The 25,116-nt window shown below is 66.4% G+C and carries 22 protein-coding genes; 7 read left to right on the forward strand and 15 right to left on the reverse strand.

The features are described from left to right. Position 1 precedes the first annotated feature (1 nt). Genes mtnC through DFR29_RS11210 form a run of 3 tightly spaced genes read right to left on the reverse strand, consistent with a single transcriptional unit; the run spans position 2 to position 1,891 of the window. The gene (gene mtnC, locus DFR29_RS11200) at positions 2-682 is read right to left on the reverse strand and encodes an acireductone synthase (protein ID WP_133818693.1); all 681 of its coding nucleotides are present in this window, start codon (positions 680-682) and stop codon (positions 2-4) included. A 25-nt stretch (positions 683-707) separates the two neighbouring features. After that, positions 708-1,253, reverse strand: coding sequence for a 1,2-dihydroxy-3-keto-5-methylthiopentene dioxygenase (locus tag DFR29_RS11205; RefSeq protein WP_133818694.1), 546 nt, complete (start codon positions 1,251-1,253; stop codon positions 708-710). After that, positions 1,250-1,891: a methylthioribulose 1-phosphate dehydratase gene (locus tag DFR29_RS11210; protein ID WP_133818695.1), complete on the reverse strand. Its 642-nt coding sequence runs from the start codon at positions 1,889-1,891 to the stop codon at positions 1,250-1,252. The genes DFR29_RS11205 and DFR29_RS11210 overlap by 4 nt, the downstream gene beginning before the upstream one ends. 177 nt (positions 1,892-2,068) lie before the next feature. On the opposite strand from DFR29_RS11210, the gene DFR29_RS11215 reads away from it, so the two are divergent. After that, positions 2,069-2,395: a high-potential iron-sulfur protein gene (locus tag DFR29_RS11215; protein ID WP_133818696.1), complete on the forward strand. Its 327-nt coding sequence runs from the start codon at positions 2,069-2,071 to the stop codon at positions 2,393-2,395. A 516-nt stretch (positions 2,396-2,911) separates the two neighbouring features. Here the strand turns inward: DFR29_RS11215 and DFR29_RS11220 are convergent. After that, positions 2,912-4,381 carry an amino acid permease gene (locus DFR29_RS11220; RefSeq protein ID WP_133818697.1) on the reverse strand — a complete coding sequence of 490 codons (1,470 nt, stop codon included), beginning with the start codon at positions 4,379-4,381 and terminating at the stop codon, positions 2,912-2,914. Between the two features lie 148 nt (positions 4,382-4,529). Between DFR29_RS11220 and DFR29_RS11225 the strand changes: the two genes are divergently transcribed. Next, positions 4,530-5,120 (forward strand): NUDIX hydrolase, encoded by a 591-nt coding sequence (locus DFR29_RS11225; RefSeq protein ID WP_133818698.1) that lies wholly within the window; start codon positions 4,530-4,532, stop codon positions 5,118-5,120. 51 nt (positions 5,121-5,171) lie between these two features. Here the strand turns inward: DFR29_RS11225 and efpL are convergent, their stop codons facing one another. The 4 genes from efpL to DFR29_RS29125 all read right to left on the reverse strand — a co-directional run bounded on the left by efpL (position 5,172) and on the right by DFR29_RS29125 (position 8,208). After that, positions 5,172-5,735, reverse strand: a complete 564-nt coding sequence (gene efpL, locus DFR29_RS11230) for an elongation factor P-like protein EfpL (RefSeq protein WP_133818699.1) — start codon at positions 5,733-5,735, stop codon at positions 5,172-5,174. Positions 5,736-5,772: 37 nt separating this feature from the next. Next, complete coding sequence (locus DFR29_RS11235) at positions 5,773-6,540, reverse strand: SDR family NAD(P)-dependent oxidoreductase (protein WP_133818700.1); 768 nt, start codon at positions 6,538-6,540, stop codon at positions 5,773-5,775. Positions 6,541-6,901: 361 nt separating this feature from the next. Continuing rightward, on the reverse strand, positions 6,902-7,393 hold the full coding sequence (locus DFR29_RS11240) for a GNAT family N-acetyltransferase (RefSeq protein ID WP_133818701.1): 492 nt from the start codon (positions 7,391-7,393) through the stop codon (positions 6,902-6,904). Positions 7,394-7,398: 5 nt separating this feature from the next. Beyond that, positions 7,399-8,208 (reverse strand): cyanophycinase, encoded by an 810-nt coding sequence (locus DFR29_RS29125; protein WP_166654030.1) that lies wholly within the window; start codon positions 8,206-8,208, stop codon positions 7,399-7,401. 173 nt (positions 8,209-8,381) lie between these two features. On the opposite strand from DFR29_RS29125, the gene DFR29_RS11250 reads away from it, so the two are divergent. After that, the gene (locus DFR29_RS11250) at positions 8,382-12,065 is read left to right on the forward strand and encodes a DUF4132 domain-containing protein (RefSeq protein WP_166654031.1); all 3,684 of its coding nucleotides are present in this window, start codon (positions 8,382-8,384) and stop codon (positions 12,063-12,065) included. 319 nt (positions 12,066-12,384) lie between these two features. Continuing rightward, on the forward strand, positions 12,385-13,881 hold the full coding sequence (locus DFR29_RS11255; protein ID WP_166654032.1) for a DUF4132 domain-containing protein: 1,497 nt from the start codon (positions 12,385-12,387) through the stop codon (positions 13,879-13,881). 528 nt (positions 13,882-14,409) lie between these two features. On the opposite strand, the gene DFR29_RS11260 is transcribed toward DFR29_RS11255, so the two are convergent. The 6 genes from DFR29_RS11260 to DFR29_RS11285 form a co-directional block, all read right to left on the reverse strand. Beyond that, the gene (locus DFR29_RS11260) at positions 14,410-15,297 is read right to left on the reverse strand and encodes a hydroxymethylglutaryl-CoA lyase (RefSeq protein WP_133818905.1); all 888 of its coding nucleotides are present in this window, start codon (positions 15,295-15,297) and stop codon (positions 14,410-14,412) included. Positions 15,298-15,305: 8 nt separating this feature from the next. Continuing rightward, positions 15,306-15,965 carry a hypothetical protein gene (locus DFR29_RS11265; protein WP_133818705.1) on the reverse strand — a complete coding sequence of 220 codons (660 nt, stop codon included), beginning with the start codon at positions 15,963-15,965 and terminating at the stop codon, positions 15,306-15,308. Positions 15,966-16,114: 149 nt separating this feature from the next. Then, a complete protein-coding gene (locus DFR29_RS11270; protein ID WP_133818906.1) occupies positions 16,115-18,124 on the reverse strand; it encodes an ATP-binding protein in 2,010 nt (669 codons plus the stop codon). Positions 18,125-18,316: 192 nt separating this feature from the next. Further along, positions 18,317-18,709 carry a VOC family protein gene (locus DFR29_RS11275; RefSeq protein WP_133818706.1) on the reverse strand — a complete coding sequence of 131 codons (393 nt, stop codon included), beginning with the start codon at positions 18,707-18,709 and terminating at the stop codon, positions 18,317-18,319. 1 nt (position 18,710) lies between these two features. After that, positions 18,711-19,100 carry an endonuclease domain-containing protein gene (locus DFR29_RS11280; RefSeq protein WP_133818707.1) on the reverse strand — a complete coding sequence of 130 codons (390 nt, stop codon included), beginning with the start codon at positions 19,098-19,100 and terminating at the stop codon, positions 18,711-18,713. 86 nt (positions 19,101-19,186) lie between these two features. Then, positions 19,187-19,981, reverse strand: coding sequence for an enoyl-CoA hydratase-related protein (locus DFR29_RS11285; protein WP_133818708.1), 795 nt, complete (start codon positions 19,979-19,981; stop codon positions 19,187-19,189). 139 nt (positions 19,982-20,120) lie between these two features. On the opposite strand from DFR29_RS11285, the gene DFR29_RS11290 reads away from it, so the two are divergent. The 3 genes from DFR29_RS11290 to DFR29_RS11300 are packed head-to-tail and all read left to right on the forward strand — an operon-like array spanning position 20,121 to position 22,530. Then, complete coding sequence (locus DFR29_RS11290; RefSeq protein ID WP_133818709.1) at positions 20,121-20,369, forward strand: FeoA family protein; 249 nt, start codon at positions 20,121-20,123, stop codon at positions 20,367-20,369. After that, on the forward strand, positions 20,366-22,210 hold the full coding sequence (feoB, locus tag DFR29_RS11295; RefSeq protein WP_133818710.1) for a ferrous iron transport protein B: 1,845 nt from the start codon (positions 20,366-20,368) through the stop codon (positions 22,208-22,210). Before DFR29_RS11290 ends, feoB begins: the two co-directional genes overlap by 4 nt. Continuing rightward, a complete protein-coding gene (locus DFR29_RS11300; protein ID WP_133818711.1) occupies positions 22,207-22,530 on the forward strand; it encodes a DUF6587 family protein in 324 nt (107 codons plus the stop codon). The genes feoB and DFR29_RS11300 overlap by 4 nt, the downstream gene beginning before the upstream one ends. Before the next feature lie 56 nt (positions 22,531-22,586). On the opposite strand, the gene pbpC is transcribed toward DFR29_RS11300, so the two are convergent. Then, positions 22,587-25,025, reverse strand: a complete 2,439-nt coding sequence (gene pbpC, locus DFR29_RS11305; protein WP_133818712.1) for a penicillin-binding protein 1C — start codon at positions 25,023-25,025, stop codon at positions 22,587-22,589. Between the last annotated feature and the right edge of the window lie 91 nt (positions 25,026-25,116).

Genomic DNA, 25,116 nt, shown 5'->3' on the forward strand with positions numbered 1-25,116 from the left:
CTCAGGCCGTTATCGCGTCGAAGTCGGCGACGCAGGCATGGCTGGCGTCGGCCGGACACTGCAGCGGCGGGCGGCACAGCCAGGTCGTCGCCAGTCCGGCGGCGCGGGCGGCATCAAGCTCCTCGACGATGTCGGAAAGGAACAGGATGTCGGCGGGAGCGTGGCCGATCTGTGCCGCGATGCGTTCGTACGAGGCCTGCTCGCGCTTGCCGCCGATCTCGGTATCGAAGTAGCCGCTGAACAGCGGCGTGAGATCACCGGCTTCGCTGAAGCCGAAGAACAGTTTCTGTGCCGCGACCGAACCGGATGAATATACGTACAGGTCCAGGCCCTGCTGTTTCCAGCCGTGCAGTCGCGCGGCGACTTCTGCGTACAGGTGGGCGCGATAGGCACCGCTGGCATAGCCGTCGGCCCAGATAAGCCCCTGCAGCGCTTTCAGCGGCGTGATCTTGCGGTCTTCGTCGATCCAGCGCTGCAAGGTGGCGACGATGCCGGCGCGGTCGTCGGCGGCCAGGCCGGCTTCGCTGGCGGTGGCGGCAAGCCAGCGGGCTGTTTCAGGCTCGTCGCCGTGGGCGGCGACAAAGGCTGGCAGGTGTTCGCGCGCATACGGAAACAGCACGTCCTTGACGAAGCTGATGGAGCTGGTGGTGCCTTCGATGTCGGTCAGGATGGCGCGCGTCATTGGATACGTGTTCGCAAGTGGAAAATCAGACTTCCAGGCGCGGAAAGCGCTGGGCGATTTCGCTGCCGGTGAAATTCGCCACCCAGCCCGCGGCATTGGTGAACAGGCGGATCGCGACGAAGTGCGGCTGTTCGCTCATGTCGAACCAGTGGCGCGTGTTGTCGGGTACGCCGATCAGGTCGCCCTGGGTGCACAGCACCTCGTAGACCTTGTCGTCGATGTGCAGGGTGAACAGGCCGCGGCCGGCGACGAAGAAGCGCACCTCGTCTTCCGAATGGGTGTGCTCGTTGAGAAATTTCTGCCGCAACGTCGCCTTGTCCGGGTGGTCGGCATTGAGGCTGATCACGTCGACGGCCTGGTAGCCTTCGCTGTTCATCAGGCGGTCGATGTCATGCCGGTAGGCGGCGATGACTGCTTCGGGCGCAGCGCCGGGAACGATGTCGGCGCTGGCCTGCCAGCGCTCGAAGCGCACGCCGACCTTGCCCAGTTCGGCCGCGATGGCGGGGTGATCGTCGCTGTCAAACAGCACCTGGGCGGGCTGGTCTTCGGCGAAAATGCGCAGTCGGCTCATGCTCTCAGTCTCCTCAGGTCCAGCTCCACCGCAAGCAGGAACTCGAATGCCTCGAGATGCCGCCGCGCTTCGGCCATGGTCCGGCCCCAGGTATAGATGCCGTGGCCGTCTATCAAGTAGCCGTGCAGCGGCTTGCCTGCATCGAGCCAGGCGTCGACCTGGTCTACCAGTTCGGGCATGTCCTGGGTATTCGGGAATACCGGCAGGTCGAGCTCGCTGTCGTGCGTGGTATAGCCGGTGATGGCCTTCTGCAGTTCCAGGCCGCTGAAGCGGATCAGACCGGCCGGCGCGTAAAGGCGCGAGGCTACGGTCTGGTTGTGGGAATGCGTATGCAGCACCGCGCCTATGCTGGCATCGCGCCGGTACATCTGTACGTGCAGCAGGGTTTCCGCCGACGGCCGCGCGCTGGTGCCGACTGCGTTGCCGGCGAAATCGACCAGCATGATGTCATCCACGCTGAGGCGACCCTTGTCGCGGCCGGAAACCGTCACGGCGGCATGTGTGTCGTCGTAGCGCAGGGAAAAGTTGCTGCTGGTCGCCGGCGTCCAGCCACGCGCGCCGAGGTCGCGTCCGGCGTCGGCGATCTCGCGCGCGCAGGCGGCGAGACGTTCGGGGTCGGGAAGAGTCGTAGTGGCCATGGGCTGCTGCGATCGAATGGGCGAGCACTATAACTGAGGCCCGTAAACGCATCGACCGCGCGCTTTGCGAACGATACGCAGCGCCGCAGACCTGTGCTGCGACGATTACGATGGCGAACGCGCGGCGCCGCATGGCCTGCGCGCTTGTACGTTCCCAGCCAGGACTCAAGGATGCTTATGTCTCAGCCAGAACACGTCATATCGCGCCGCCGTTTTGTGCAGATGGTGCTGCTCGGCGGTGCTGCCGCCGTCGTCCTGCCCGCCGCAGCACAGGGTGACGCACTGCCGCCGCTGAGCGGCAGCGACCCCACTGCCAGCGCGCTGGCCTATACCGAAGATGCCGCTGCCGTCGATGCGAAGCGCTTTCCCCAGCACAAGGCTGGCGATACCTGCCTGAGCTGCAATTTCTACCAGGGCAAGTCCGCACGCGGCGCCTGCTCGCTGTTTCCGGGCAAGTCGGTAGCAGGCAAGGGCTGGTGCTCGGCCTTCGTCGCCAAGGCTTGAAATACAGGCAGCGCACTGCACCCGGAGAGGGGTGTCGGTCGGCAAGCAAGGGGGCGAAACGAAGGGCGGTGGACTGAATAGTCGCTGCCCGGATGCGCCCAGACCGAGGAGCTAACCCGTCTGAACGCATCCGAGCCGCATTCCGTGGGGCCCACTGCCAAGTGTATTTCCCGCGGACCTCGATCATAACCGCTGCGGTTGCGGGCAGCTAACACAGGGCTGTGGATAAGCCGTGGATTGCTTGTGGGCGTTCCCCACAAACCAGAGCCAGCTCAGGTGCTTAAACGATTTTTGTCGAGCGCGCCGAAACTGTGTACAGATTGCTGCCGAATCGACCCGGACTGCGAAGTGCGTCGCTAAGTGATTGAGCGCAAAGGGGCTTACGAAATTGTCCCGGCGGACAGCAACAAGGCGCTGCAAGGCAGCGCCAAGTTGTTGATTACACAGAAACCCGGCGGTTCGTGCGCGGTTTACGGCGCGCTTGCCCCCGCACGACGCGGGGGCAAGCTGACGGACTCAGCCTTTATTGGCGAGATGGCTGTGCTTTTTGCCGAACACGAAGTAGGTGACTAGGCCGATGACGGTCCAGATCAGGAAATACTTGATGGTCGGATTCCAGCCGAGGCTAAGGAACAGCACCACGCACCCCGCCATAGCCAGCGGACCGACCACCCAGATGAACGGCGTGCGGAACGGCCGTGCGCGTCCCGGCTGAACTTTGCGCAATACCATCACGCCCAGGGCAACGACGAAGAATGCGAACAGGGTGCCGGAGTTTGAGATGTCTGCCAGGATGTCGACCGGGAATACCGCGGCAAACAGCGATACGGCAACGCCGGTGATCAGCGTGACCACGTGCGGCGTGTGGAAACGCGGATGCACGCGGGAGAAGGCCTCCGGCATCAGTCCGTCGCGCGACATGGTGAACAGGATGCGGGTTTGCCCAAAGATCATCATCAGGATTACCGACGGCAGCGCGATGATGGCAGCGGCAGCAACCCAGTTGCCGACGTGTGGCCAGCCGATTTCGCGCAGCACGAAGGCCAGCGGTTCCTTGGACTGGGACAGCTCGCCACCCGGCTGTGCGCCGACGGCGCCGACCGCGGCATAGGCCACCAGCATGTAGAAGATGGTGCAGATGGCCAGCGAGCCGATCAGGCCGATCGGAATATTGCGGTTCGGGTTGCGCGTTTCCTCAGCTGCAGTGGAAACGGCGTCGAAGCCGACATAGGCGAAGAAGATCGAGGCGGCGGCGCCGAGTACGCCGGTGCCGGACATGGGCGTGCCCCAGCCGTTGGGCAGCATCGGAGTGAAGTGGTCGTGGGTGACGCTGGGTATCGCCAGCACCACGAAGGTCGCCAGCGCGACAATCTTGATGATGACCAGAACAGCGGTGACTTTGGCTGACTTGGAGGTGCCGATGATCAGGAGCCAGGTGATGACGAGGGAGATCAGAAAAGCCAGCAGATTGAAGCCGCCAGCCACTTTGGTCCCGTCGGCGAGCGTGACGGTATCGCGCGGTCCGGCCATAAGGGCGTGCGGCAGCGCCAGGTCGCCCTGGTTGACCAGTCCGAATAGATCGGTATGGGCGAGGAATCCGTTTACGTAGCCCGACCACCCAACGGCTACTGCACCTGCAGCGATCGCGTATTCCAGTATCAAGGCCCAGCCCACCATCCAGGCGATGACTTCGCCCAGCACGGCATAGGAATAGGTGTAGGCGGAGCCTGACACCGGCACCATGGCCGCAATTTCTGCATAGATCAGCGCGGTCAGCGCACAGACTACGGCGGCGATGATGAAGGAGTAGATCATGCCCGGGCCAGCCTTGTTGGCTGCCACGGCGGTGAGCACGAAGATGCCAGTGCCGATCACGGCGCCGATCCCCAGCATGGTCAGATCGAAGGCACCCAGTTGGCGTTTAAGCCCCTTCTTCTCGGCATTCTCAAGAATCTGGTCGAGCGGTTTTACACGCCAGAAAATCATTCCATCCCCTCCCGCAATTTTTATAGGACCCGGCGCCGAACAGCAGCGTACCTGCTTGCGAGGCCTGGCGAGCTTTTGCGCCCCGATCAGAAGCGCGGCAAATCCGCGCTAAAATACGCGACCCTCTCTAGGCCAGCAAGCGCCCGCTATGAGCTCAACCACCGATGGCGCAGCACCCGCGCTGGCTGCCTGGCAGCATGACTGGCTGCACGAACTGGCCGCGTATGCCGTTCGTCATCCGCAGGAAGTACACGGCATTGCCCAGTTTCGCGAGTTCATGACGCAGCATGCCGATGCGGCCGAGCGCGAACTGGCCCTGGGCCATCTGACCGGCGCTGCCTGGCTGGTCAGTGCCGATGGACGCCGCGTGCTGCTGACGCATCACCGCAAATTGTTGCGCTGGCTGCAGCTGGGCGGCCATGCCGACGGCGATGTCGACCTGAAAGCCGTAGCCTTGCGCGAAGCCGAGGAAGAGTCGGGACTGCGCGATCTCGTCGTCGAAGGCGAACTGTTCGATCTCGACCGGCACTGGATTCCCGATCACAAGACAGTGCCGGGCCACTGGCACTACGACTTGCGCTACGTCGTGCGCTGTTGCGGCGATGAGCAATTCGCCGTCAGCGAGGAGTCGCTGGAGCTGGCCTGGCGCGACATTGCCGACATGATCGGTTCGGCCGATTTCGACGAGTCGCTGCAGCGCATGGCGCGCAAATGGCTAGAAAGGGAATCTGCCGCATAGCGCTGCGTCATGCAGCGACGGCGGCAAGCGCCGTCGCTGCATTCCGGGCGCTTATTCGCGGCCCGAATATTCGCCCGTCACCGTGCTGACCAGGATGCGCGAGCCGTTGACGACGTATTCCGGCACCTGGATCTCGATTCCGGTTTCCAGCTTGGCCGGCTTGGGCCGCTTGGTCGCGGTGGCGCCTTTCATCTCCGGCGCGGTGTCGATCACGGTCAGGGTCACCGTCGGCGGCAGTTGCACCGCGACGGGCTGGTCTTCGATCAGCTGCACGTAGCAGGCTTCCATGCCGTCGATGATGAAGCCGGCAGAGTCGCCCAGCGCGCTGGCGTCGAGCATGTACTGGGTGTAGTCCTCCGCATCCATGAAGACGAAGGTGTCGCCTTCGCGGTAGGAATAGTTGGCCTGGCGCCGCGACAGTTCCACTTCGCGCAGATCGTCCTCGGCGCGCAGGGACAGGTCCAGCTTCACCCCGCCCGGCACGCTGTACATGCTGAAGCGATAGGTGACGTTGCCGCCGCGGCCCTGGGGCGAGCTGCGCTCGATGTCGCGGATCTGGTAGACCTTGTTGTCGTGCTCGACGACGTTGCCTTTTCTGATTTCGCTGGCTTTCATGGCACTGGAATCGTGGTAGGGGAAGGGAAGGGCGAACTTACTTCGGCTGCAGGCGCACGGCGCCGTCGACGCGGATGGTCTCGCCGTTGAGATAGCGGTTGCGCAGGATGAACGCGACCGTCTCGGCGAATTCCTCCGGCTTGCCCAGGCGCGACGGATAGGGAACCTGTGCACAAAGAGATTGATATACGTTTTCCGGCATGCCGTCGACCATCGGCGTATGGAACACGCCCGGGGCGACCGTCATCACGCGTACGCCGATGCGGGCGAATTCCCGTGCCATTGGCAGGGTCATCGCGATCACACCGCCCTTGGAGGCGGAATAGGCGGCCTGTCCGATCTGTCCTTCATAGGCAGCGATCGACGCGGTGTTGACGATGACGCCGCGTTCGCCGTCCTCGCCTGCTGCGTTGTGCTGCATCAGGTCTGCAGCGCCCTTGGCGACATTGAACGAACCGACCAGGTTGACCATCACCGTGCCGGCGAAGGTCTTCAGCGGCATCGGCGCTTCCTTGCCCAGTACCCGGCCGGCACCGAGGATGCCGGCGCAGTTGATCGCTGCGTTCAGCCCACCCAACGCCTGGTGGGCGGCCTTGAGATTGGCTACCACGTCCTCTTCGCTGGTCACGTCGGTACGGAAGAAATGTGCTTTTGGGCCCAGTGTGGCCACGGCCTCGGCACCTTTTTCCGCGTTCACGTCGAACAGCGCGACCGAAGCGCCCTGGGCGAGCAGATGCTGCGCCACCGCATAACCCAGACCCGAAACCCCGCCGGTGATGACGGCCTTGACCTGACTCAGTTCCATGCACAGCACTCCGCAAGCTGGGCGCCGGGGCGGCGCAAAGGCGGCGATTGTAAATCAAGCGTCGCGATCCGGCAGGGGTAGGCAGGCGGCGTGGCATGCCGCGATCCGGCGAGCCCTAGAGCGTCTAAGAAAATGTCGACTTGCTAGCCCTTGAGCCCTCCCCTTCAAGGGAAGGGTTGGGAGGGGATGGTGTTGAAGTGTTTTCCCTGGCTAATAGCACAAAGCGATCTGATGGAGCTGCAGATATTCTGCGCACAACCCAATGGCAACGAGCTACACCATCCCCACTCTAGCCCTCCCCTTGAAGAGGAGGGCTTTGAACCAGTCCTGCCGGAGCCGTATTGCATTTTGTTAGACGCTTCTACAGATCCCGCAAGAAAAACTTGTCGCAACTGAAATGCCCGGTGCCGCCCATCGGCCCGTCGATACGGCGGAAGCCGGACTTCAGGTAAAGAGCCTGTGCCGCGTCCATGCCGCTGAGGGTTTCCAGATAACAGCGGCGGTAGCCGAATTCGCGCGCCGCATCCAGGCAGCGTGCCATCAGCGCGCTGCCGGCACCGAGGCCGCGCAGTCCCGGCAAGAAGTACATTTTGCGCAGTTCGCAGGTATCGGCATCGGCGCCGGCCAGCGCGGCCACGCCGCCGCCGCCCATGACCTGGCCGTCCTTGTCGACGACGAAATACGCGGCACGCGGGATGGAATAGCTTTCCGCCATCGTGTCGACTTCGGCGTCATGGATGGCGAAACCCGCGCCGCCGGCACCGAACTCGGGCATTACCGTGCGGATGATGCGGGCAATGTCGGCGTTGTCGGTGCTGACGGCCGGGCGGATGCGCAGGCTGGACAGAGTCATGAGTGTCAGAGCGGCCGGCGGAAATCCAGATCGTAGCGCGTGCCATGCACCAGCACGTGCAGGTGCAGGTTGGTGATGGAGATCGGCGCCTGCGGTCCGGCTTCGGTGATGTTGGTCGGGCCTACGTCGCTGGGATCGACCAGGGTAATGCCGCCGTGGCCGACCACTTCCAGCACGTTGTCCGGGCCGATGAAGGCGGCGGTGTCCGCATCCAGGCCCAGGCCCAGCGCGAACGGGTTCAGCGCCAGCGCGCCGAGCAGGCGGCCCAGGCGATCGCTGGCCGCGCCACCCTGGTCGATCACCACGCGATTGGTCAGTCCCAGCCCGGGTGCCAGCGTGACGGCGCCCATGCGCGGCGTGGTGCCGGATTCGCCGCCGGCCATCATGTGCTCGCTCAGCACCGCGGCACCGGCGCCGAGTCCGGCGATCGGCGTGCCGTCGGCATTGCGCCGGCGCAGCAGCTTGGCCAGGCCGGTGCCGCCGACCAGGGTGGTCAGCTTCAGCGGATGGATGGTGGCCAGCACGATCAGGTCGGAATTTTCCACCGCGCCCAGGGTTTCGCTGCGTTCCGCATCGGCGCGCGAGGCCAGGTTGACCCGGCGTACGCCGCCGGCGCCGTTGGCCAGCAGGGCGGTCTCGATCTCGTCAAGGGCGCGCTGGTCGAGTTCGCCGGCGACAAGAAAACAGACTTGCGCGCGTTGTGAACAGGTGGACAGTAGCCGGGAAATTATGCGTTGTTCGGTATCCAGCCCGGCGAAGACGCCGATGGCGATGAGGTGACCGCGGGATTGATCGGGAGCTAGGCGAGCAGGCACTTCGTTTTCCACGGCAGCCGTTGACCCGCCGATGGTAGCAGCGTGGCGCAGCGCTGCGGGCGGTTCTGCCCGCGCGCTGGGTTTGATCCCGCGCGGCGCTGCTGCGGCGGCTGCGGCCGCTTGGCTATGCTTGGCGCGTGCCGCCAGTGGGCGCTGGGCCAGGAAAGCAAACCATGCAGTACATCCACGACGAACTGGGCAGGCGGCTGGCGGCACAGGCTGTCGACGAAGCGACGTTCCTGGCTGCGCTGGAAGACGCCTACCGCGAAATCGGCATGTCGCCAGCGCTGGATTTCGCGGCGGTGCGCGACTACTGGCACGGCCAGGCAGCCTTGCCGGCCGCCTGGCGCTTGGCCCTGGCGCGGCCTCGCCGCGACGATCCGGGCACGCGCCGCTGGCAGAACCCGAGTACGCTGCTGCCGATGCAGGCCTGGCTGCTGCCGGGCCGGCAGGCGCGGCACTGGTTCGACCAAGGCGAGCGCGCCGTAGTCCTGCTGGCACCGCTGCTGGTGCCCGTCTGCCTGGCCGAACTGCTGGCACCGCTGCCCAGCGAGCAATTGCCTTTCAGCGATCTGGCCGATTTCTATGCGGCCAAGGGTGTGCTGCAGCTCGACCTGGCCGATCTGTACGCTGCCAAGGCCGCGGCACTGCAGGAGTGGCTGCTGCAGCTACAGACTGGCGAAGGCGAATGGGCCGCCGTGGCGGCGCTGTATCGCGATGCCGGCGTGGATACGGCGCTGCCCGCGCGCCTGCTCGCCGGCATCGGCGCGGAACAGTGGCGCAAGGACGGCCATGCGACGCGGCGCAGCCTGATCCTGCTCAACCAGCTGCAGGCGATCGGTCTGCTGTTGCGTGAACATTTACACGTTTACGCCGTGCCGGACGGCGACTGGGCGCTGACCATATTGCGTGACTTGGCGCATCTCGCCAGCCTGCAGCGCAGCTACCAGCTATTGCCGCCCGGGCAAGTGGGCGAGCTGGTCCTCGCGCTGCTACGCCCGCTCTGCCTGGCTGCCGCACAGGCGCCGGCACTGGACGATTTCCTGGGCGATTCCGGTGCCAACGACCGCCGTGCGCTGACCTGGACCGGGCTGATACACGTGCTGGCCGAGTCGCCGCTGCGCTGGCAGCGTTTCCTGCAGCAGTCGGCACCGCCGCTGCTACGCTACCTGGAACTGGGCGACGCCTGCGATTTCGTACAGCGTTTTCCCGCCCAGGCGCTGGCCCACGAGCAGGCGCTGTGGGCGCGCGGCGAGTGGTTCCATGGCGACCTGCTCGACACACCGGAAGCGATCGGCTGGTATCGCAGCATCCTCGACGCGATGCACGACCGCTTCAGTTTCGAGCGTGCTCTGGTGCGCGTGGCCCGGCACGGCGACGAGGCGCAGCTGCGCGGCTTGCTGCAGCGTCACGTCTTCGACCGCGGCCGCGAGATGCCGGGCGCGGTATGGGCGCTGATGCAGGACAGCGCCAGCCTGCTCGACTACGCCGGCATGGCCGATGCGGCGGTGGCCGAAGGCGCGGCATTCCGCCTGGGCCAACTCGCGCTGGCGGTGACGGCGGAAGCGCCGGCGCCGCCACGCCAGCCGCACTGGGATGCCTTGCTGCAGCTGGGCCAGGCCAGGCCCGACCTGGTGGCGCAGCGCACCGCATTGCTGGTCTATGCCAGCGTCGACGATATGGCGCGCTGGTCGGCGCTGTGGCAGGCGAGCCGCGAGGAGGCCAGCCGCCTGGCCCTGGCGGCTGGCCTCCTCGATGCGCTGGCCGCTGGTACGGACCGGGGCGAAGTGCTGGCACTGGCCGAGCAACTGTATGCGCAGCAACCAGCGCCGTTCGAAGCGCATGCGGCTGGCGGCCGTCTGCAGGTGGCCGCCTTCTGCGCGGCGCTACAGGCTGGCGATTCGCCGCTGCGCGAGCTGATCGTGTCTGCGGTAGCACACGGCATCGCGGCGTCGGGCCGCGGTCTGCGCGTGCCGGCCGAGGTGCTGCGGTCGGCGCTGGTCGCGTTTCCCCCGGCGTTTGCGCGGTTGGAGGAAAAGTACCGACTGCGCCTGCTGCCGCTGTTCGATGGGCACGCCGTGGCGGCCTGCGGCGCCGGCCTGGCACTCACCTTGCGCGAAGCGAGCAAGACCGGCCGTAGCGCAGTGCGCGCCTTGCTCGCACGCACGCCGCTGATCGCGCTGCAGCGCAGCGGCCTGCTGGACGAAACCGAGGCGAGGGCGCGTCTGGTTGTGCTGACTGCACTGGCCCAGCACCCGGCGGCGGAGGCGCTGCCGCTGATCGAGGCCTGTATCGGCGATGCGGCGCACGATGACTATAGCCGCGGCCTCAGCCTGGACGCCCTGGCGCGCAGCGGCCGTTCCCTGCGCGGCCTGGACGACTGGGCGGTTGCCACGCGGGAAGAGATGCAAGCGCTGGCCGCTATGCAGAAAATCCCGGCCGCGCTGGCCAAGGCCTGGAACGACGACACGGCGCGGCTGCTGGCGCCGCTGGGCGAGACGCTGGGCCGCTATCTGCTGTACGTGCTGCAGCAGGCCGGCGAACAGCTGCCGCGGCGTGCGCGGCAGATCCTGGCCCTGCTGCCGCCAGCCCGGCGCAGCGATCTGGCCGCCTACGGCGTCAAGACCTGGGTGGCTGAGCAAGGTGTGGACAAGTTCAATTGGCTATTGTTGCCGCTGCCCGAATACGCCGACGAGCGCGTCGTCAACGACCTGGTGCGTGGCGTGAAGGCCTGGGCGGGCAAGCGCAAGCTCAAGGCGGTTGCCGCGCTGCAGCTGCTGTGCCGGGTGCCCGGCGACTACGGTGTCGCCCGCGTGCGCGATCTGTGGGAGAGCGGCAAGTTCTCTCCGTTTGTCGCCAATGCGGCGGTGCAGGCATTGGACGATGCAGCGGAAGAGCGCGGCCTGGGCCGCGAAGAATTGCTCGAACAGCTGGTGCCGGATTTCGGCTTCACTGCCGACGGCCTGCGCCTGGAACTGGGGCCGTATGCGTATACGGCACGGCTGCAGAGCGATTTCAGCCTGCTGCTGTTCGATGCTGCCGGCAAAGCCTGCAAAAGCCTGCCGCGGGCCAGGGCTGGCGAAGACGCCGAGCGGCGCGGACTGGCGGAAAACCAGCTCAAGATGCTGGCCAGGAATCTCAAGCCGCTGTACCGGCAGCAGGTGCAGAGGCTGCTGCTGGCACTGCAGACCGGACGGCTGTGGAGCGCGGCGCAGTGGCGTCTGCTGTTCGCCGAGCATGCCCTGCTGCGGGTGATCGGGCAGCTGCTGGTCTGGTCGGCCGTGGATGCGGACGAGCAGTCGCTGGCGCGGTTTCGTCCCAGCGCCAGCGGCGAACTGATAGACGCTTCCGACACGCCTTACCGGCTGCCGGACGAGCTGCGTGTGCGCGTTGCGCACCCGCTGGAAATGCCGCCCGGCGAATGTGCGGCGTGGACGGCGCAGTTCGCCGACTACGAACTGCTGTCGCCACTGCAGCAGTTGCAGCAGCCGGTATTCGAGGCGCAGGCGCAGGAACTGACGCGCGCGCGCATCGGCCGCGCCGACGGCTGCAAACTGCTGCGTGGGCGCTTTGCCGCGCTGGTGGAAAAGTGGGGCTATGCCAAGGACGAAGCAGCGGATCGCATGGTCAGCTCGCACAGCTGGAGCCCGGACAAGCACTGGCACGTAGTCCTCGGTCACAGCCCCATTGCGGTGACCTTCGATCTGAGCGATGACGTCGTCATCGACGGTCTGCGCATCCTGCACCGCATCGACCAGCAGCCGGCGACGCCCGCGCCGCTGGCCGATCTGCCGGCCGCGCTGCGCGCGACCTTGCTGGCCCAGGCCGAGGCACTGAAAGCGGCTGCTGTGACCTGAGCACAGCCTGCCCGACGGGCCGGGGTGCCCGGCGTCGCAGGCATCAGGAAAAAATAAACATTTGTATACTGTCGCAACGGTATGCGGGGTGTTCCTGGCCGCGCGCTGCAATCACTGGCAGGCCGGTTTCGACCTGGCGCAGGGGCCGCTGCTGCGGCTGCCTCGCCGGGACCTGCCTTTGCCACGCGCGCCATGGCGGATCGGCGTCGCGGCAGAAGTGCGTATGGACAGATTGTCCAGGCGCCTCCGCAGCGGCTTTGCGTATGCTTGCCCCGCTCAAACCACCACCGCTGTTCCCGCTTTCCAGGGGGCTGTTTCCATGCATGATCCGCGTGTCCAGACCGCAGGCGAACTTATCCAGCACGGCAACGACGAAGCCGGTTTCCTCCGCGTACTGCAGCATGCCTATGCCGCGCTGGGCGTGGACACAGCACGCCTGCTGCAGCCGCTGGACGAAACGCTGGGCCGCTATCTGCTGCAGGTGCTGATCGAGGCGGGCGACAGCCTGCCGCGGCGCGCGCGCCAGATTCTTGCCCTGCTGCCCGCGGCGCGTCGTGCCGACTTCGCCGCCTACGGCGTGAAGACCTGGATCGCGGAGAAGGGTGCAGACAAGTTCAATTGGTTACTTTTTCCCTTGCCGGTATACGGTGACGAGCGCGTGGCCAACGATCTGGTGCGCGCGGCCAAGGCCTGGATGAAGACCCGCAAGCAGAAGGCGAGCGTGGTGATGCACCTGCTGTGTCAGCTGCCGGGCATTTACGGTATTGCCCAGGTGCGCGAGCTGTGGGAAAGCCGAAAGTTCTCCGAGTCCATCCAGCGCAATGCCGAGGAAGCGCTGAGCGCGGCGGCGGAGCGCGAAGGCCTGGGCCTGCACGAATTCCTCGAACAGCTCGTGCCCGATTTCGGTTTCGGCCGCGCCGGCCTGGTGCTCGATGTCGGCCCGTATGCGTACACGGCGAGGCTGCGCGGCGATTTCAGCGTGGTCGTGGTCGATGCCAGCGGCAAGCCGTCCAAGACCCTGCCGCGCACCAGGGCCGGCGAAGACGCGGAACTACGCGGCGTGGCGGAAAACCAGCTGAAGATGCTGGCCAAGAACCTCAAGCCGCTGTTGAAGCGGCAGTCGCAGCGCCTGCTGCGCGCGCTGCAGACCGGCAAGGTCTGGGCGCCGCAACGCTGGCGCAGCCTGTTTGTCGATCATCCGCTGCTGGGCGCGATCAGCCAGGCGGTGGTGTGGTCGGCGCTGGATGCACAGGGCGAATCGCTGCTGCGCCTGCGGCCCAGCGAAAGCGGCGAACTGGTCGATGCGCAGGACACCGCCGTGGAACTGCCGGCCGATGCGCGTCTGCGCATTGCCCATCCGCGCGAGATCCCCGCTGCGGAACTGGCGCAATGGCGCAGCCAGTTCGCCGACTACGAACTGATCTCGCCGATGGGCCAGTTCGATGTGGCCGTGGTCGAGCCGCATCCGGACGAACTGGCGCAAAGCGAAGTGCGCCGCGCGGACGGCGGTACCGTGAACCGCGCCCGATTCGGTGGACTGATGGAAAAGTGGGGTTATCTCAAAGGCAACGCGGAAGACGGCGCCATGATCAACGAACACAGCTGGCATCCGAACAGCGAGTGGCGGGTGAAGATCCACCACATGGGCATTTCCGCCTGGTTCGATGCGGACGAAGAAGTGACGGTCGGCAGCATCGTGCCGTGGCGCAATGCCGGCGAAGAATGGGCCGAGGTGAAACTCGGCGAATTGCCGCCGGCGTTTCTCTGCACGCTGCTGGCCCAGGCGGAAGCCTTGAAGGCGGCAGTGCCGGTTTAGGCCATCGATTGTCGATTCGCCTGCGGCGCAATTCGCGGCGACCATCGGTGCCACACCAAAGCGGCGCAACTCGTACGGCGCGATAAGCGCCGCGAATTGCGCCGCACAGACTTCCCGCAAACGGCCACGCCAGCTTTTGCTACCGCATCCACGCCGAGATTTTCCATGCACGAATTGCGCGCACAGGCAATTCGAGATCTTATCGCCCGGCGGCAGCAGCGAGGCCGGTTTCTTCCACGCCCTGGCCGAGTCCTATGCAGCGCTCTACCTAGGCCAGACGCTGGATTTCGCCGCCGTGCGCGCCCAGTGGCACGGCGGCGGACTGCCGCTGGCCTGGCGCCAGGCCCTGGCCTTGCACACCGGTTACGAGGGCCGTGCAGAAAGCGAGGGTCCTGTCTCGCCAAAACCACTAACTAATTCCGGTGTCTTCCGTCGCGATGCGTCGTTGCGATGCGTCGCCGTAGCGCTGCTACGCCTGCCTATGTCACGGAGCGCCTGCGGCTTACCCCCACCAGCGTGATCGCGTACTCAGGCGGCAGCCTTGCCGACCTTGCTGCCCGTTTCGCGGCCCAGCTGGGCGGCCAGCCATTGGCCAGTTTCGATCAGCCTGGGCAGGTCGATGCCGGTGGCGATGCCCATGCCGTCGAGCATGAACACCACGTCTTCGCTGGCGACATTGCCGCTGGCGCCCTTGGCATAGGGACAGCCGCCGGTGCCTGATACGGCGGCGTCGAGCACACTGACGCCCAGTTCCAGGCAGGCCAGGATATTCGCCAGCGCCTGGCCGCGCGTATCGTGGAAATGGATCGCCAGCGCGTCCATCGGCACTTCGGCGGCGACCGCGGCGAGCATGGCCGCGGCCTTGCGCGGCGTGCCCATGCCGATGGTGTCGCCGAGGGAAATTTCGTAGCAGCCGGCGCGATGCAGGCGCGTGGCCACGCGCACCACGTCGGCCAGCGGCACCTCGCCCTGGTAGGGGCAGCCGAGCACGGTGGAAACATAGCCGCGTACTTTCACGCCGTCGGCGCGGGCGCGCTCCAGCACCGGCGCGAAGCGGGCGATGGATTCCTCGATGCTGGCGTTGATGTTCTTCTGGCTGAAAGCCTCCGACGCGGCCGCAAACACTGCGACTTCCTCGACGCCGACCGCGCGGGCGCGTTCGTAGCCCTGCAGGTTGGGCACCAGCACCGGGTAGTTCACGCCGGGCTTGCGCGCTATACCGCTGAACACGTCGGCGGCATCGGCCAGCTGCGGAATCCATTTCGGACTGACGAAGCTGGTTGCCTCGATGCTGCGCAGGCCGGTGGCGCTGAGGCGGTCGATCAGTTCGATCTTCAGCGGCGTCGGGATGATCGCCTTCTCGTTCTGCAGACCATCGCGCGGACCGACTTCGACGATGCGCACGCTGCTGGGCATGTTCATGTTCACTCCTTGCGCTGGCGCGCGATCAGCGCCTTCTCGTAGGCCTCGACCGACTGCTCGCTGCGCCTGAGGCTGAAAGGCTTGCTGCCGAATATGGCGTGCGCACGCACGATTTCCAGCATCTGGCCGCGATTGCCGCGCACGTAGACGTGCAGCTCGGTCGAGGTCTTGCTGATGGTGCCTTCGATCTTGGCATCGAGGATCAGCTTGGCCACGCGCTCGCTGTCCACGTCGTACAGGTCGAGCCTGTCGCCACGCAGCGCATAGCGCGCGAAGAAGAACGACTTCTCCGGCCGCGGGTCGACCGCGAACGGCGGCCCCAGCTTGACCAAGCCCTTGAGCTGCGCATCCGACACGACAATGTAGTCGTTGCTGCCGTCGTGGACGAAGTTCAGTGGAATATGGATCTGCTTCAGCGGTGCACCGCGTTCGGGCTGGTCGAGCACATGGAAGCGGCATTCGTGATCGACGAAGAACGCGCTCGCATCGGTGTCGCCCTTGGGCGCCTCCTCGGGCAGCCACAGGCCTTTCCAGGCCACGTCGCAGGATTCGATATTGTCGCCGAGCGGCGATTCGAAGCGCGTTTCCACGCAGCCGCCCAGGGCCAGGGCGGCAAGAAAAAGCAGGCCGTAGGTTGGGATAAGCCGCCAGGTGCAGCGCAACGTCGAGGCGTTCCCGCGACGAACAACGCCGAACGACGGAATCTCCGACCTCGCCACCCGCCGAAGACCAGCAAACGCAGCAACCCCCGACTTCGCCGCCCGCCGAAGACCAACAGACGAAGGAATTCCCAACCTCGCGAATACCTTCATCACACCGCCTCCAGTCGAATCAGCACCGCATCCGCTTCGACGAATTCGCCGGCCTGTGCCTGCACCGCTGCAATCGTGCCGGCCCGCGGCGCGCGCAGGGTGATCTCCATCTTCATCGCTTCCATGATCGCCAGCTCCTGGCCTTCGATCACGGTGTCGCCGACCTGTACCTTGGTCAGCACCACGCGGCCCGGCATCGGCGCGACGACGCGGTCGCCGCCGCCGCTCTTGCTGGCGCTGTAGGCGAAGGCTGCTGCACGCTCGAACACCTGGCGTGCGTTGCCGTCATGCAGCAGTACATGGTTGGCTTCGACCACGGCGCGCAGGCGGTATACGGTGCCGTCGATCTCGGCACTGAGCCAGCCTTCGTGCACGGCGGCGTTTTTCACTACGGCGTGCTGGCCGTTCCAGTCCAGCCGGTATTGCCCGGCATTGCCGTGCGCGGCCAGTTCCAGGCGCTCGCCGGCGTGGACCAGCGCGACCACGCGCTTGCCCGGGTGGCCCAGGCGCCAGCCGTCGGCGCGAGCCCAGGGCGAATACGGATCGTTGCCGGTCGCGGCCAGCGCCGGTGCGGCGCTTTCCTGGTCCAGCAGCACCACGCTGGCGGCCGCCGCGAGCAGGTGCGCCGGTACCACGGCCGCTGCCTGCGGCAGGAATTCGTCCAGGTGGCGATCGAGATAGCCGGTGTCGATGGTGCCGCCAGTGACCGCCGCATGACGGACCAGGCGTTCAAGGAATTCCACGTTCGACTTCGGCCCGACGATCTCGGTTTCGGCCAGCGCTTCGCGCATGCGCTGCAGGGCTTCGGCGCGGGTTTTGTCCCAGACGATGAGCTTGGCGATCATCGGGTCGTAGAAGATCGACACGGTGTCGCCCTGGATCACGCCGCCGTCGATGCGTACATGGCGCGACGCTGCCGGCAGGCGCAGCGTGGTCAACTTGCCCGAACCGGGCAGGAAGTTCTGTGCCGGATCTTCGGCGTACAGGCGCAGCTCGATCGCATGGCCGTCGGCCGGCACCGACTTGTTGCGCACCAGCGAGCCGGGCAGCGCTTCGCCCGCGGCCACGCGCAGCTGCAGTTCGACCAGGTCGAGGTTCAGGGTCAGCTCGGTGACCGGATGCTCGACCTGCAGGCGCGTATTGATTTCCATGAAGTAGAAATCGCCGCCTTGTCCCACAATGAACTCGACCGTGCCGGCATTGCTGTAGTCGATGGCCCGCGCCGCGGCGATGGCCGCATCGCCCATGCGCGTGCGCAGTTCGGTGGTGACGAAGGGCGAGGGCGCTTCTTCCAGCACCTTCTGGTAGCGGCGCTGGGCCGAGCACTCGCGTTCGTTCAGATGCACGATGTTGCCGTGCCTGTCGCCGAACACCTGGAACTCGATATGGCGCGGCTTTTCCACGTAGCGTTCCAGCAGCACGCGGTCGCGGCCGAAGGCGTTGCGCGCCTCACGCTGGCAGGATTCCAGGTTGGCGGCGAATTCACCGGCATTATGCACAATGCGCATGCCCTTGCCGCCGCCGCCGTGGGCGGCCTTGATCATCAGCGGAAAGCCGATGCGCGAGGCTTCGCGCGCAAGCAGCGCCGGGTCCTGGTCTTCGCCGGTATAGCCCGGCACCACCGGCACCTTGTGTTCCTGCATGAGGATCTTGGCGCCGGCCTTGGAACCCATCTTGCGCATCGACGCCGCGCTGGGGCCGATGAAGACGATGCCGGCGGCTTCCACCGCCTCGGCGAATTCGGCGTTTTCCGACAGGAAGCCGTAGCCCGGATGAATGGCCTGGGCACCGCTGCGTTTCGCTGCTTCCAGAATGACGTCGCCGCGCAGATACGATTCGGCCGGACGCGAGCCGCCGATCGGCCAGGCCTCGTCGGCCAGGCGCACATGCTGGGCTGTCGCGTCGGCCTCGGAATACACCGCCACCGTGGCAATGCCGAGGCGGCGGCAGGTGCGGATCACGCGGCAGGCGATCTCGCCGCGATTGGCTATGAGTACCTTGGAAAACAGTCCTTGCATCGTGCGCCTTCCCGGTGGTGGTTTGCCTGGCGCGCGCAGCCTCGGCGTAGCGGGGCCTGCGCGCAAATGATCAGTCGGAGTTAGGGATGCGCCGATTCCGTGCCGGGCGGTTTCAGCCGGCGTAGAGCCTGCGCCTGCCTGGCCTGGTGCAGCGGATTGCTGCGCATCGGCACGGGGTTCGGCTTATTCGGGGCGGTGGCTGACGGCTTCGATATTGTGTCCGTCCGGATCGATGACGAAGGCGCCGTAATAGCTCGGGTGGTAGTGCGCGCGTATGCCGGGCGGGCCGTTGTCGCGCGCGCCGGCAGCGATGGCGGCCTGGTAGAACGCGTCGACGGAGGCGCGGTCGGGCGCGGCAAGCGCCACGTGCAGGCCGTTGCGGGTGGCGTCGCCACCGCTGCCGATCCAGAAATCGGGCTTGTTCTCGCGCCCGAAGCCGGCATGGCGTGCATCGGTGCCGGTCATTTCCGGCGTCACTTCCATTACCAGGCCGTAGCCCAGCGGCGCCAGCACACTGGTATAGAAGGCCAGGCTGCGGTCGAAATCGGAAACCTTGAAACCCAGATGGTCGATCATTTCAGGACTCCTTGGCGCGGGGGCGAGCGAGTGGAACGGATTGCGTGGCAATGCTGTGGATCTGGTTCAATACGGCTTCGCCGTTGGACATGGCTTCGGTGTTCCAGAAACGCAGCACGGTGAAGCCTTCTTGTTGCAGACGCCTGTCGCGCTCCGCGTCCGTCGGTGAATCCGCATGCTGGCTGCCGTCGACTTCGCGGACCCGTTTGCGTTCGAGACAGACGTCGTCGAGCACGGCATTGTAATACGGGTGCTGACGGCGGAACTTGCAGCCGTCAAGTTGGCGCAGGCGCAGGTGTTGCCATAGCTTGGCTTCAGCCTTGGTCGGGCGCTTTCGTAGCGCGCGTTGTAGCTTGTTGTCGAGAATTCCTTTGTTGGTTTGGCCGCGCATGGGCGTTGTTCCTATGGCGTTGAGCGTTTGGGTGGGGATGGTGTTCTCGCCTGAGCCACACCGGCCATCATCCTCACGTCAGCCAATCAACCCTGCCGCGCCCAATCCGGCGCCTTCTTGTCCAGGAACGCCGCAAGCCCATGCTGGCCCTCGGGCGATACGCGCAGTCGTGCGATCAGTGCTGCATTGTCCACATCGATAATCTGCTGGCCGGCCTCGCTCATGCCAGCCATGGCCAGGGCCAGGCGCTTGGCTTCGGCCTGGGCCAGCGGGCCGCCTTTGCCCAGCCAGTGCAGGCTGCGCTCGACAGCGGCGTCGAGTTCGGCCGGGGCGACGGTTTCGTGCAGCAGGCCGATGCGGCAGGCCTCGGCGGCGTCGAACACTTCGCCCGTGATGAACAGGCGGCGCGCCTGGCGCGCGCCGATGGCAGCGATCACATACGGCGAGATCACCGCCGGTACCAGGCCCAGCTTGACCTCGGACAAGGAGAACTTGGCACCGTCCACGCCGATGGCGATATCGCAGCAGGCGACCAGGCCGACGCCGCCGCCGTAGGCCGCGCCGTTGACGCGCGCGACGGTAGGCTTGGACAGGTAGTTGAGCCGGCGCATCAGCGCGGCCAGCTTGAGCGAGTCGGCGTTGTTGTCCGCCTCGCTGGCCTTGGCCATGGAGCGCATCCAGTTGAGGTCGGCACCGGCGGAGAACGAGGCGCCTTCGCCGGTCAGCACCACGGCGCGTACCGCGGCGTCGGCCTCGACCTGGGCGAGTACATCGCTGAGCTCGGCAATCAGCTGTTCGTCGAAAGCGTTGTGTACGCCGGGCCGTGCCAGGCGGATCTCGGCAACGGCACCACGGCAAGTCAGCGCAACGGATGAGGTCATGACAGGCTCCGGCAAACCGCCATGATAACGGGGCAGGGCCGGGCAAGCCGAGGCCAGGCTGCGACCAATTGCCATGCGTTCGCGTTTGGCCAATTGCGGATATAATCGCGAACCATTCTTATTTAGTGCCTATCTGCCTGTGCGCCTTTCCGAACTGCTTCCGGGCAACACCGCCGTAGTGCATACGGTTGAGGACGTCGGCAGTGCCGATCCCATTGCCCGGCGCCTGCGCGACCTGGGCTTCGTCGCCGGCGAGCCGGTCAAGCTGGTGGCATTCGGACCGGTCGGCAACGATCCCTTGCTGGTGCAGATCGGTTTCACCCGCTTTGCCCTGCGCCGCAGCGAAGCGGCCCGGGTGCAGCTGCAGGCAGCAGGAGCCAGCGCATGAGTACGGCAGAAAACGCCTTGCGCGTCGCCCTGCTCGGCAACCCCAATTGCGGCAAGACGGCGCTGTTCAACCAGCTCACCGGCAGCCGGCAGAAGGTGGCCAACTACGCCGGCGTGACGGTGGAACGCAAGCAGGGCCGCTATACCGCACCTTCCGGACGCACGGTCGAGCTGCTCGACCTGCCCGGTGCCTACAGTCTCGATGCGGCCAGTCCCGACGAGGCCATCACGCGCGATGTCTGCCTGGGCATTGCCGCGGGCGAATCGCGGCCTGACTTGCTGGTCTGCGTTGCCGATGCAACCAACCTGCGCCTGCACCTGCGCTTCGTGCTGGAAGTGCGCCGCCTCGGCCAGCCCATGGTGCTGGCGCTGAACATGATGGATGCGGCACGGCGGCGCGGCATCGAGATCGATATCGCCGCGCTGGAGCGCGAGCTGGGCCTGCCGGTGGTGGAAACCGTGGCGGTCAAGCATGCCGGTGCGCAGGCACTGGTACAGCGCCTGGACAGGGTCGTGGCCGCACCGACCAAGCGCGACGCAGCCGATGCCGACCTGCATGCTGAAGTGCGCCAGCTGCTCGCCGCGGCGGTACGCATGCCGGCACGCACGGCGGCCTTCGACGATGTGATCGACAAGGTCGCTCTGCACCCGGTCTGGGGCCTGGTGCTGCTGGCGGTATTGATGTTTCTGATCTTCCAGAGCGTGTTTTCCTGGGCCGAACCGCTGATGGACGGCATCGAAGGCGGCATCAAGGCGCTGGGCGACTGGGCCGTGGCGAGCATGGCGGAAGGGCCGCTGCGCAGCCTGCTGACCGACGGCCTGTTCGCCGGACTGGGCGGCGTGCTGGTGTTCCTGCCGCAGATCCTGATCCTGTTCCTGTTCATCCTCGCATTGGAGGAATCGGGCTATCTGCCGCGGGCGGCCTTCCTGCTCGACCGGCTGATGTTCAAGGCCGGCCTGTCCGGACGCTCCTTCATTCCGCTGCTATCGAGCTTTGCCTGCGCGATTCCCGGCATCATGGCCACGCGCAGCATCCAGGATCCGCGCGACCGCCTGACCACCATAATGGTCGCGCCGCTGATGACCTGTTCGGCGCGCCTGCCGGTGTATACCTTGCTGATTGCGGCGTTTATTCCACAACGTACGGTGGCCGGCCTGTTCAACCTGCAGGGCATCGTGCTGTTTGCGCTGTATATCGCCGGCATCGCCAGCGCGCTGCTGGTTGCCTACGTGATGAAGCGCTTCAGCCGCGACCGCAGCGAGCACGCACTGCTGATGGAGCTGCCGTCGTATCGCTGGCCGCATCCGCGCGACCTGGCCATCGGCCTGTGGGAACGCGGCTGGATCTTCATCAAGCGCGTCGGCGGCATCATCCTGGCGCTGACGATACTGCTGTGGTTTCTGTCGACCTTCCCCGGCCCGCCGGAAGGCGCGACCGGCCCGGCCATCGATTACAGCCTTGCCGGCCGCATCGGGCGCTGGCTCGAAGTCGTGTTCGCACCGATCGGCTTCAACTGGCAGATCTGCATTGCGCTGATTCCGGGGCTGGCTGCACGCGAAGTCGCCGTGGCGGCGTTGGGCACGGTCTATGCGCTGTCGGGTTCCGACGATGCCATCGCGGCGGAACTCGGACCGATGATCGCAACGCAGTGGCCGCTGGCCACGGCCCTGTCGCTGCTGGTCTGGTACATCTTCGCGCCGCAATGCCTGTCCACCCTGGCGGTGATACGGCGCGAGACCAATTCCTGGCGCAATGTCTGGATCGCCGCGGGCTATCTGTTCGGCCTGGCCTATGTCGCCTCGTTCATCACCTTCCAGGTGACGCGGATGCTCAGCACATGAACAGCTCGCTGGCTTGGCAATACGCCATCATCGGCGTACTGGTCGCACTCAGCGCGCTGAGTGTGCTGCGCAAATACCTGCCTTCGGTCTGGGGCCGGGCGCTGGCAGGCATCGCCACGCTGCTGCAGTCGGGCCGTTCGCCGGGCTGGCTGCAGCGCTTGGGAACGCGCCTGCGTGCGCGCATTCCCGCGGCGGTCGGCAGCAGCTGCGGCAGTTCCGGCGGATGCAGCAGCTGCGGTGCCTGCGGCAGCGGCGACAGCAGCAGCCAGGCCAAGGCTGGCGTGCAGCCGATAACCCTGCAGCCGCCGCGTTCGCGTTAGTTTTTTTTTATACAAAATAACTTGTTGCGATGCGCCTGGCGCGCGTTCGGCCTTGCCTACGGCAATACCTGTACTTCGACCTGGGCATAGCTGCCCGCCGCGGTCATCGCCGTGACGGTCTGCCTGCCGGCCTGGTCGAAATCATGTTCGAAGCTCTGGGCCGCATCGATTGCCGCGGCCAGGCGGCCGTTGATCAGCCATTGCACCGTGCCGCTGGCGCCCAGCGCGCGCAGGGACAGGTGCGGCGCGTGCGTGCTGCCCGGTGCGCGCACCAGGCTGGTACCCGGTGCCACCCCGGCGATGCGCAGGTTGGCCGTTGCATCCAGGCTGTCGTCGCTGCAGCCGGCCTGCAGCGGCGGCAGGCGCGCGGCCTTGCGTTGCGGCGGCGTCAGCCAGGGCTGGGCCAATGCCGGCCAGCGTGCCAGCGTGCGCTGTATTTCCTGCGCCGCATGGCAGCCGGCGCTGAGGCGTTCGCCGCTGGCTGCGTTCAGGCGCAGCTGCAGGCGGCGGTCATTCCAGGCCGCGGCCTCGCGTTCGGGCAGGGTAGGCGGGACGGCGCCGTCGAGTATCCAGGCCTTGCGTTTCTGCTGGCACAGCTCGGGCTGTTGCGGTTCGAATGCGCTGCCCAGGGGCCAGCAAATATCCACTTCGCTAACGGTGGAAGGTTGGCTGGAACCCTGCACGTCGGCAGCGGCGCGGGGCAGGCTGTCGACGGCCTGGAACAGCAGCGGCAATGCGGTGACGGCGCCGTACTGGCCGGGCACCGGCGTGCCGTCGGGCCGGCCAACCCAGACGCCGAGCGTATAGCGCCGGGTCGTGCCCAGCGCCCAGGCATCGCGGAACCCGTACGAGGTGCCAGTCTTCCAGGCCAGGCGCGCGCGCTGGCCCGGATCGAAGGTGTCGCGGTTCTGCCCCGGACGCGGATTGGCTTCCAGCATGCTGCGCACGATCCACGCGGCGCCGGGGCTGAGCAGGCGGCGCTCGCTGAGCGGCTGCTCGGGCAGCAGGCGCACCGAACCGGCCAGACCGCTGCGGTTGAAGGCGCTGTAGGCGCCGACCAGGTCCTCCAGGCTGGCACCGGTGCCGCCCAGGATCAGGGCGAGATTGGGGCTGGCGCCGCGCGGCCAGCGCAGCTGCAGCCCGGCATTGGCCAGGCGCGCGGCGAAACGCGCCGGGCCGACGCGGTCGAGCAGGTCTACCGCGGGCACGTTCAGCGACAGGCGCAGCGCATCGGCCGCGGCGACCGGGCCGTTGAAGGCCATGTCGAAATTGCCCGGCCGGTAGCCGCCGAAGGATTGCGGCGCATCCACCAGCAGGCTTTCCGAGTGGATCAGTCCATCGTCGATGGCCAGGCCGTAGAGAAACGGCTTCAGCGTTGAGCCAGGCGAACGCGACGCGCGCACCATGTCGACATGGCCCAGGCGCTGCACGTTGCCGAAGGCGCCGGAGCCGACATAGGCCAAGGTTTCCAAGGTGGAATTGTCTACCAGCAGCAGGGCGGCCGACGTGCGTTCGGGCAGGCGTGCCAGGTAGTTGGCGACGCGCGCTTCCATCGCTGCCTGCAGCTCGCGGTCGATACTGGTGGCGATGCTGCGCCGCTGCGGATAGGCGCTGCGCAGGCGCTGCGCCAGCAGTGCCGCGTCCAGTGGTGGATCGAGCTGCCGCGCGGCGACGACTTCCAGTGCGGCGTCGCGCACGGTGGCCGCGTCCCAGCGCGCCAGTGCCTGCATGCGCGCGAGCAGCTTGTCGCGATAGCGCTGCGCCGCGGCCGCATTGCGGTCGGGCCGCAGCCGGCTCGGTGCTTGCGGCAGCACGGCGAGCAAGGCGGCTTCTGCATGGCTCAGGCGCGCGGCGGGTTTGCCCAGATAGGCCCAGGAGGCGGCTTCGACGCCTTCGATGGTGCCGCCGAACGGCGCGCGGTCCAGATACAGGGTCAGGATTTCGTCCTTGCTCAGATGCGCTTCCAGCTGCAGCGCGCGCAGCATCTGCTTGAGTTTGCCCAGGGCGCTGCGCGAATGCGGGTCGAGGATGCGCGCGACCTGCATGGTCAGGGTGGACCCGCCGGAGACAGCGCGGCCATGGCGCAGCAGCTGCCAGGCGGCGCGGCCCAGTGCGAGCGGGTTGATGCCGGGGTGCTGGTAGAACCAGCGGTCTTCGTAAGTCAGCAGTGCGTCGAGATACAGCGGCGAAACCTGCTGCGGCGTGGTCGGATAGCGCCAGATGCCGTCGGCGTTGGGAAATGCACGCAGGGGTTTGCCGTCGCGGGCCAGTACTACCGTGCTGCCGCTGTTTTCGGCGGGCAGGGGCAGGGGGAACAGGCGGTCGAGTACGACGGCGAGCAGGAGCAGGGCGACGATGGTATAGAGCAGGCGGCGGGGCCAGCGCCAGGCGGGTTTGTTGAAAAAGAAATTAGTGGAATAAGGCTCTGGCGGTGTCGGTTGGTGCTGAGCCGCTGGCGGCAGCGAAGCAGGCGAAGGCTTGGGTGTGTCGTGCATGAGTGCGGCGAGGCGGCCTGCAGGCCTGCCCCCTCACCCCGGCCCATTCCGGCCCGTTGGGCGTTCGGCGGCGACAGAGCCTGTCGGCTCT

It is taken from the genome of Tahibacter aquaticus (genome assembly GCF_004363655.1).
GTDB lineage: Bacteria > Pseudomonadota > Gammaproteobacteria > Xanthomonadales > Rhodanobacteraceae > Tahibacter > Tahibacter aquaticus.

Bases quoted from the DNA above. Each gene is read 5' to 3' on its own strand.
- mtnC (WP_133818693.1), bottom strand. From the start codon at position 682: ATGACGCGCGCCATCCTGACCGACATCGAAGGCACCACCAGCTCCATC.
- DFR29_RS11205 (WP_133818694.1), bottom strand. From the start codon at position 1,253: ATGAGCCGACTGCGCATTTTCGCCGAAGACCAGCCCGCCCAGGTGCTG.
- DFR29_RS11210 (WP_133818695.1), bottom strand. From the start codon at position 1,891: ATGGCCACTACGACTCTTCCCGACCCCGAACGTCTCGCCGCCTGCGCG.
- DFR29_RS11215 (WP_133818696.1), top strand. From the start codon at position 2,069: ATGTCTCAGCCAGAACACGTCATATCGCGCCGCCGTTTTGTGCAGATG.
- DFR29_RS11220 (WP_133818697.1), bottom strand. From the start codon at position 4,381: ATGATTTTCTGGCGTGTAAAACCGCTCGACCAGATTCTTGAGAATGCC.
- DFR29_RS11225 (WP_133818698.1), top strand. From the start codon at position 4,530: ATGAGCTCAACCACCGATGGCGCAGCACCCGCGCTGGCTGCCTGGCAG.
- efpL (WP_133818699.1), bottom strand. From the start codon at position 5,735: ATGAAAGCCAGCGAAATCAGAAAAGGCAACGTCGTCGAGCACGACAAC.
- DFR29_RS11235 (WP_133818700.1), bottom strand. From the start codon at position 6,540: ATGGAACTGAGTCAGGTCAAGGCCGTCATCACCGGCGGGGTTTCGGGT.
- DFR29_RS11240 (WP_133818701.1), bottom strand. From the start codon at position 7,393: ATGACTCTGTCCAGCCTGCGCATCCGCCCGGCCGTCAGCACCGACAAC.
- DFR29_RS11250 (WP_166654031.1), top strand. From the start codon at position 8,382: ATGCAGTACATCCACGACGAACTGGGCAGGCGGCTGGCGGCACAGGCT.
- DFR29_RS11255 (WP_166654032.1), top strand. From the start codon at position 12,385: ATGCATGATCCGCGTGTCCAGACCGCAGGCGAACTTATCCAGCACGGC.
- DFR29_RS11260 (WP_133818905.1), bottom strand. From the start codon at position 15,297: ATGCCCAGCAGCGTGCGCATCGTCGAAGTCGGTCCGCGCGATGGTCTG.
- DFR29_RS11275 (WP_133818706.1), bottom strand. From the start codon at position 18,709: ATGATCGACCATCTGGGTTTCAAGGTTTCCGATTTCGACCGCAGCCTG.
- DFR29_RS11280 (WP_133818707.1), bottom strand. From the start codon at position 19,100: ATGCGCGGCCAAACCAACAAAGGAATTCTCGACAACAAGCTACAACGC.
- DFR29_RS11285 (WP_133818708.1), bottom strand. From the start codon at position 19,981: ATGACCTCATCCGTTGCGCTGACTTGCCGTGGTGCCGTTGCCGAGATC.
- feoB (WP_133818710.1), top strand. From the start codon at position 20,366: ATGAGTACGGCAGAAAACGCCTTGCGCGTCGCCCTGCTCGGCAACCCC.
- DFR29_RS11300 (WP_133818711.1), top strand. From the start codon at position 22,207: ATGAACAGCTCGCTGGCTTGGCAATACGCCATCATCGGCGTACTGGTC.
- pbpC (WP_133818712.1), bottom strand. From the start codon at position 25,025: ATGCACGACACACCCAAGCCTTCGCCTGCTTCGCTGCCGCCAGCGGCT.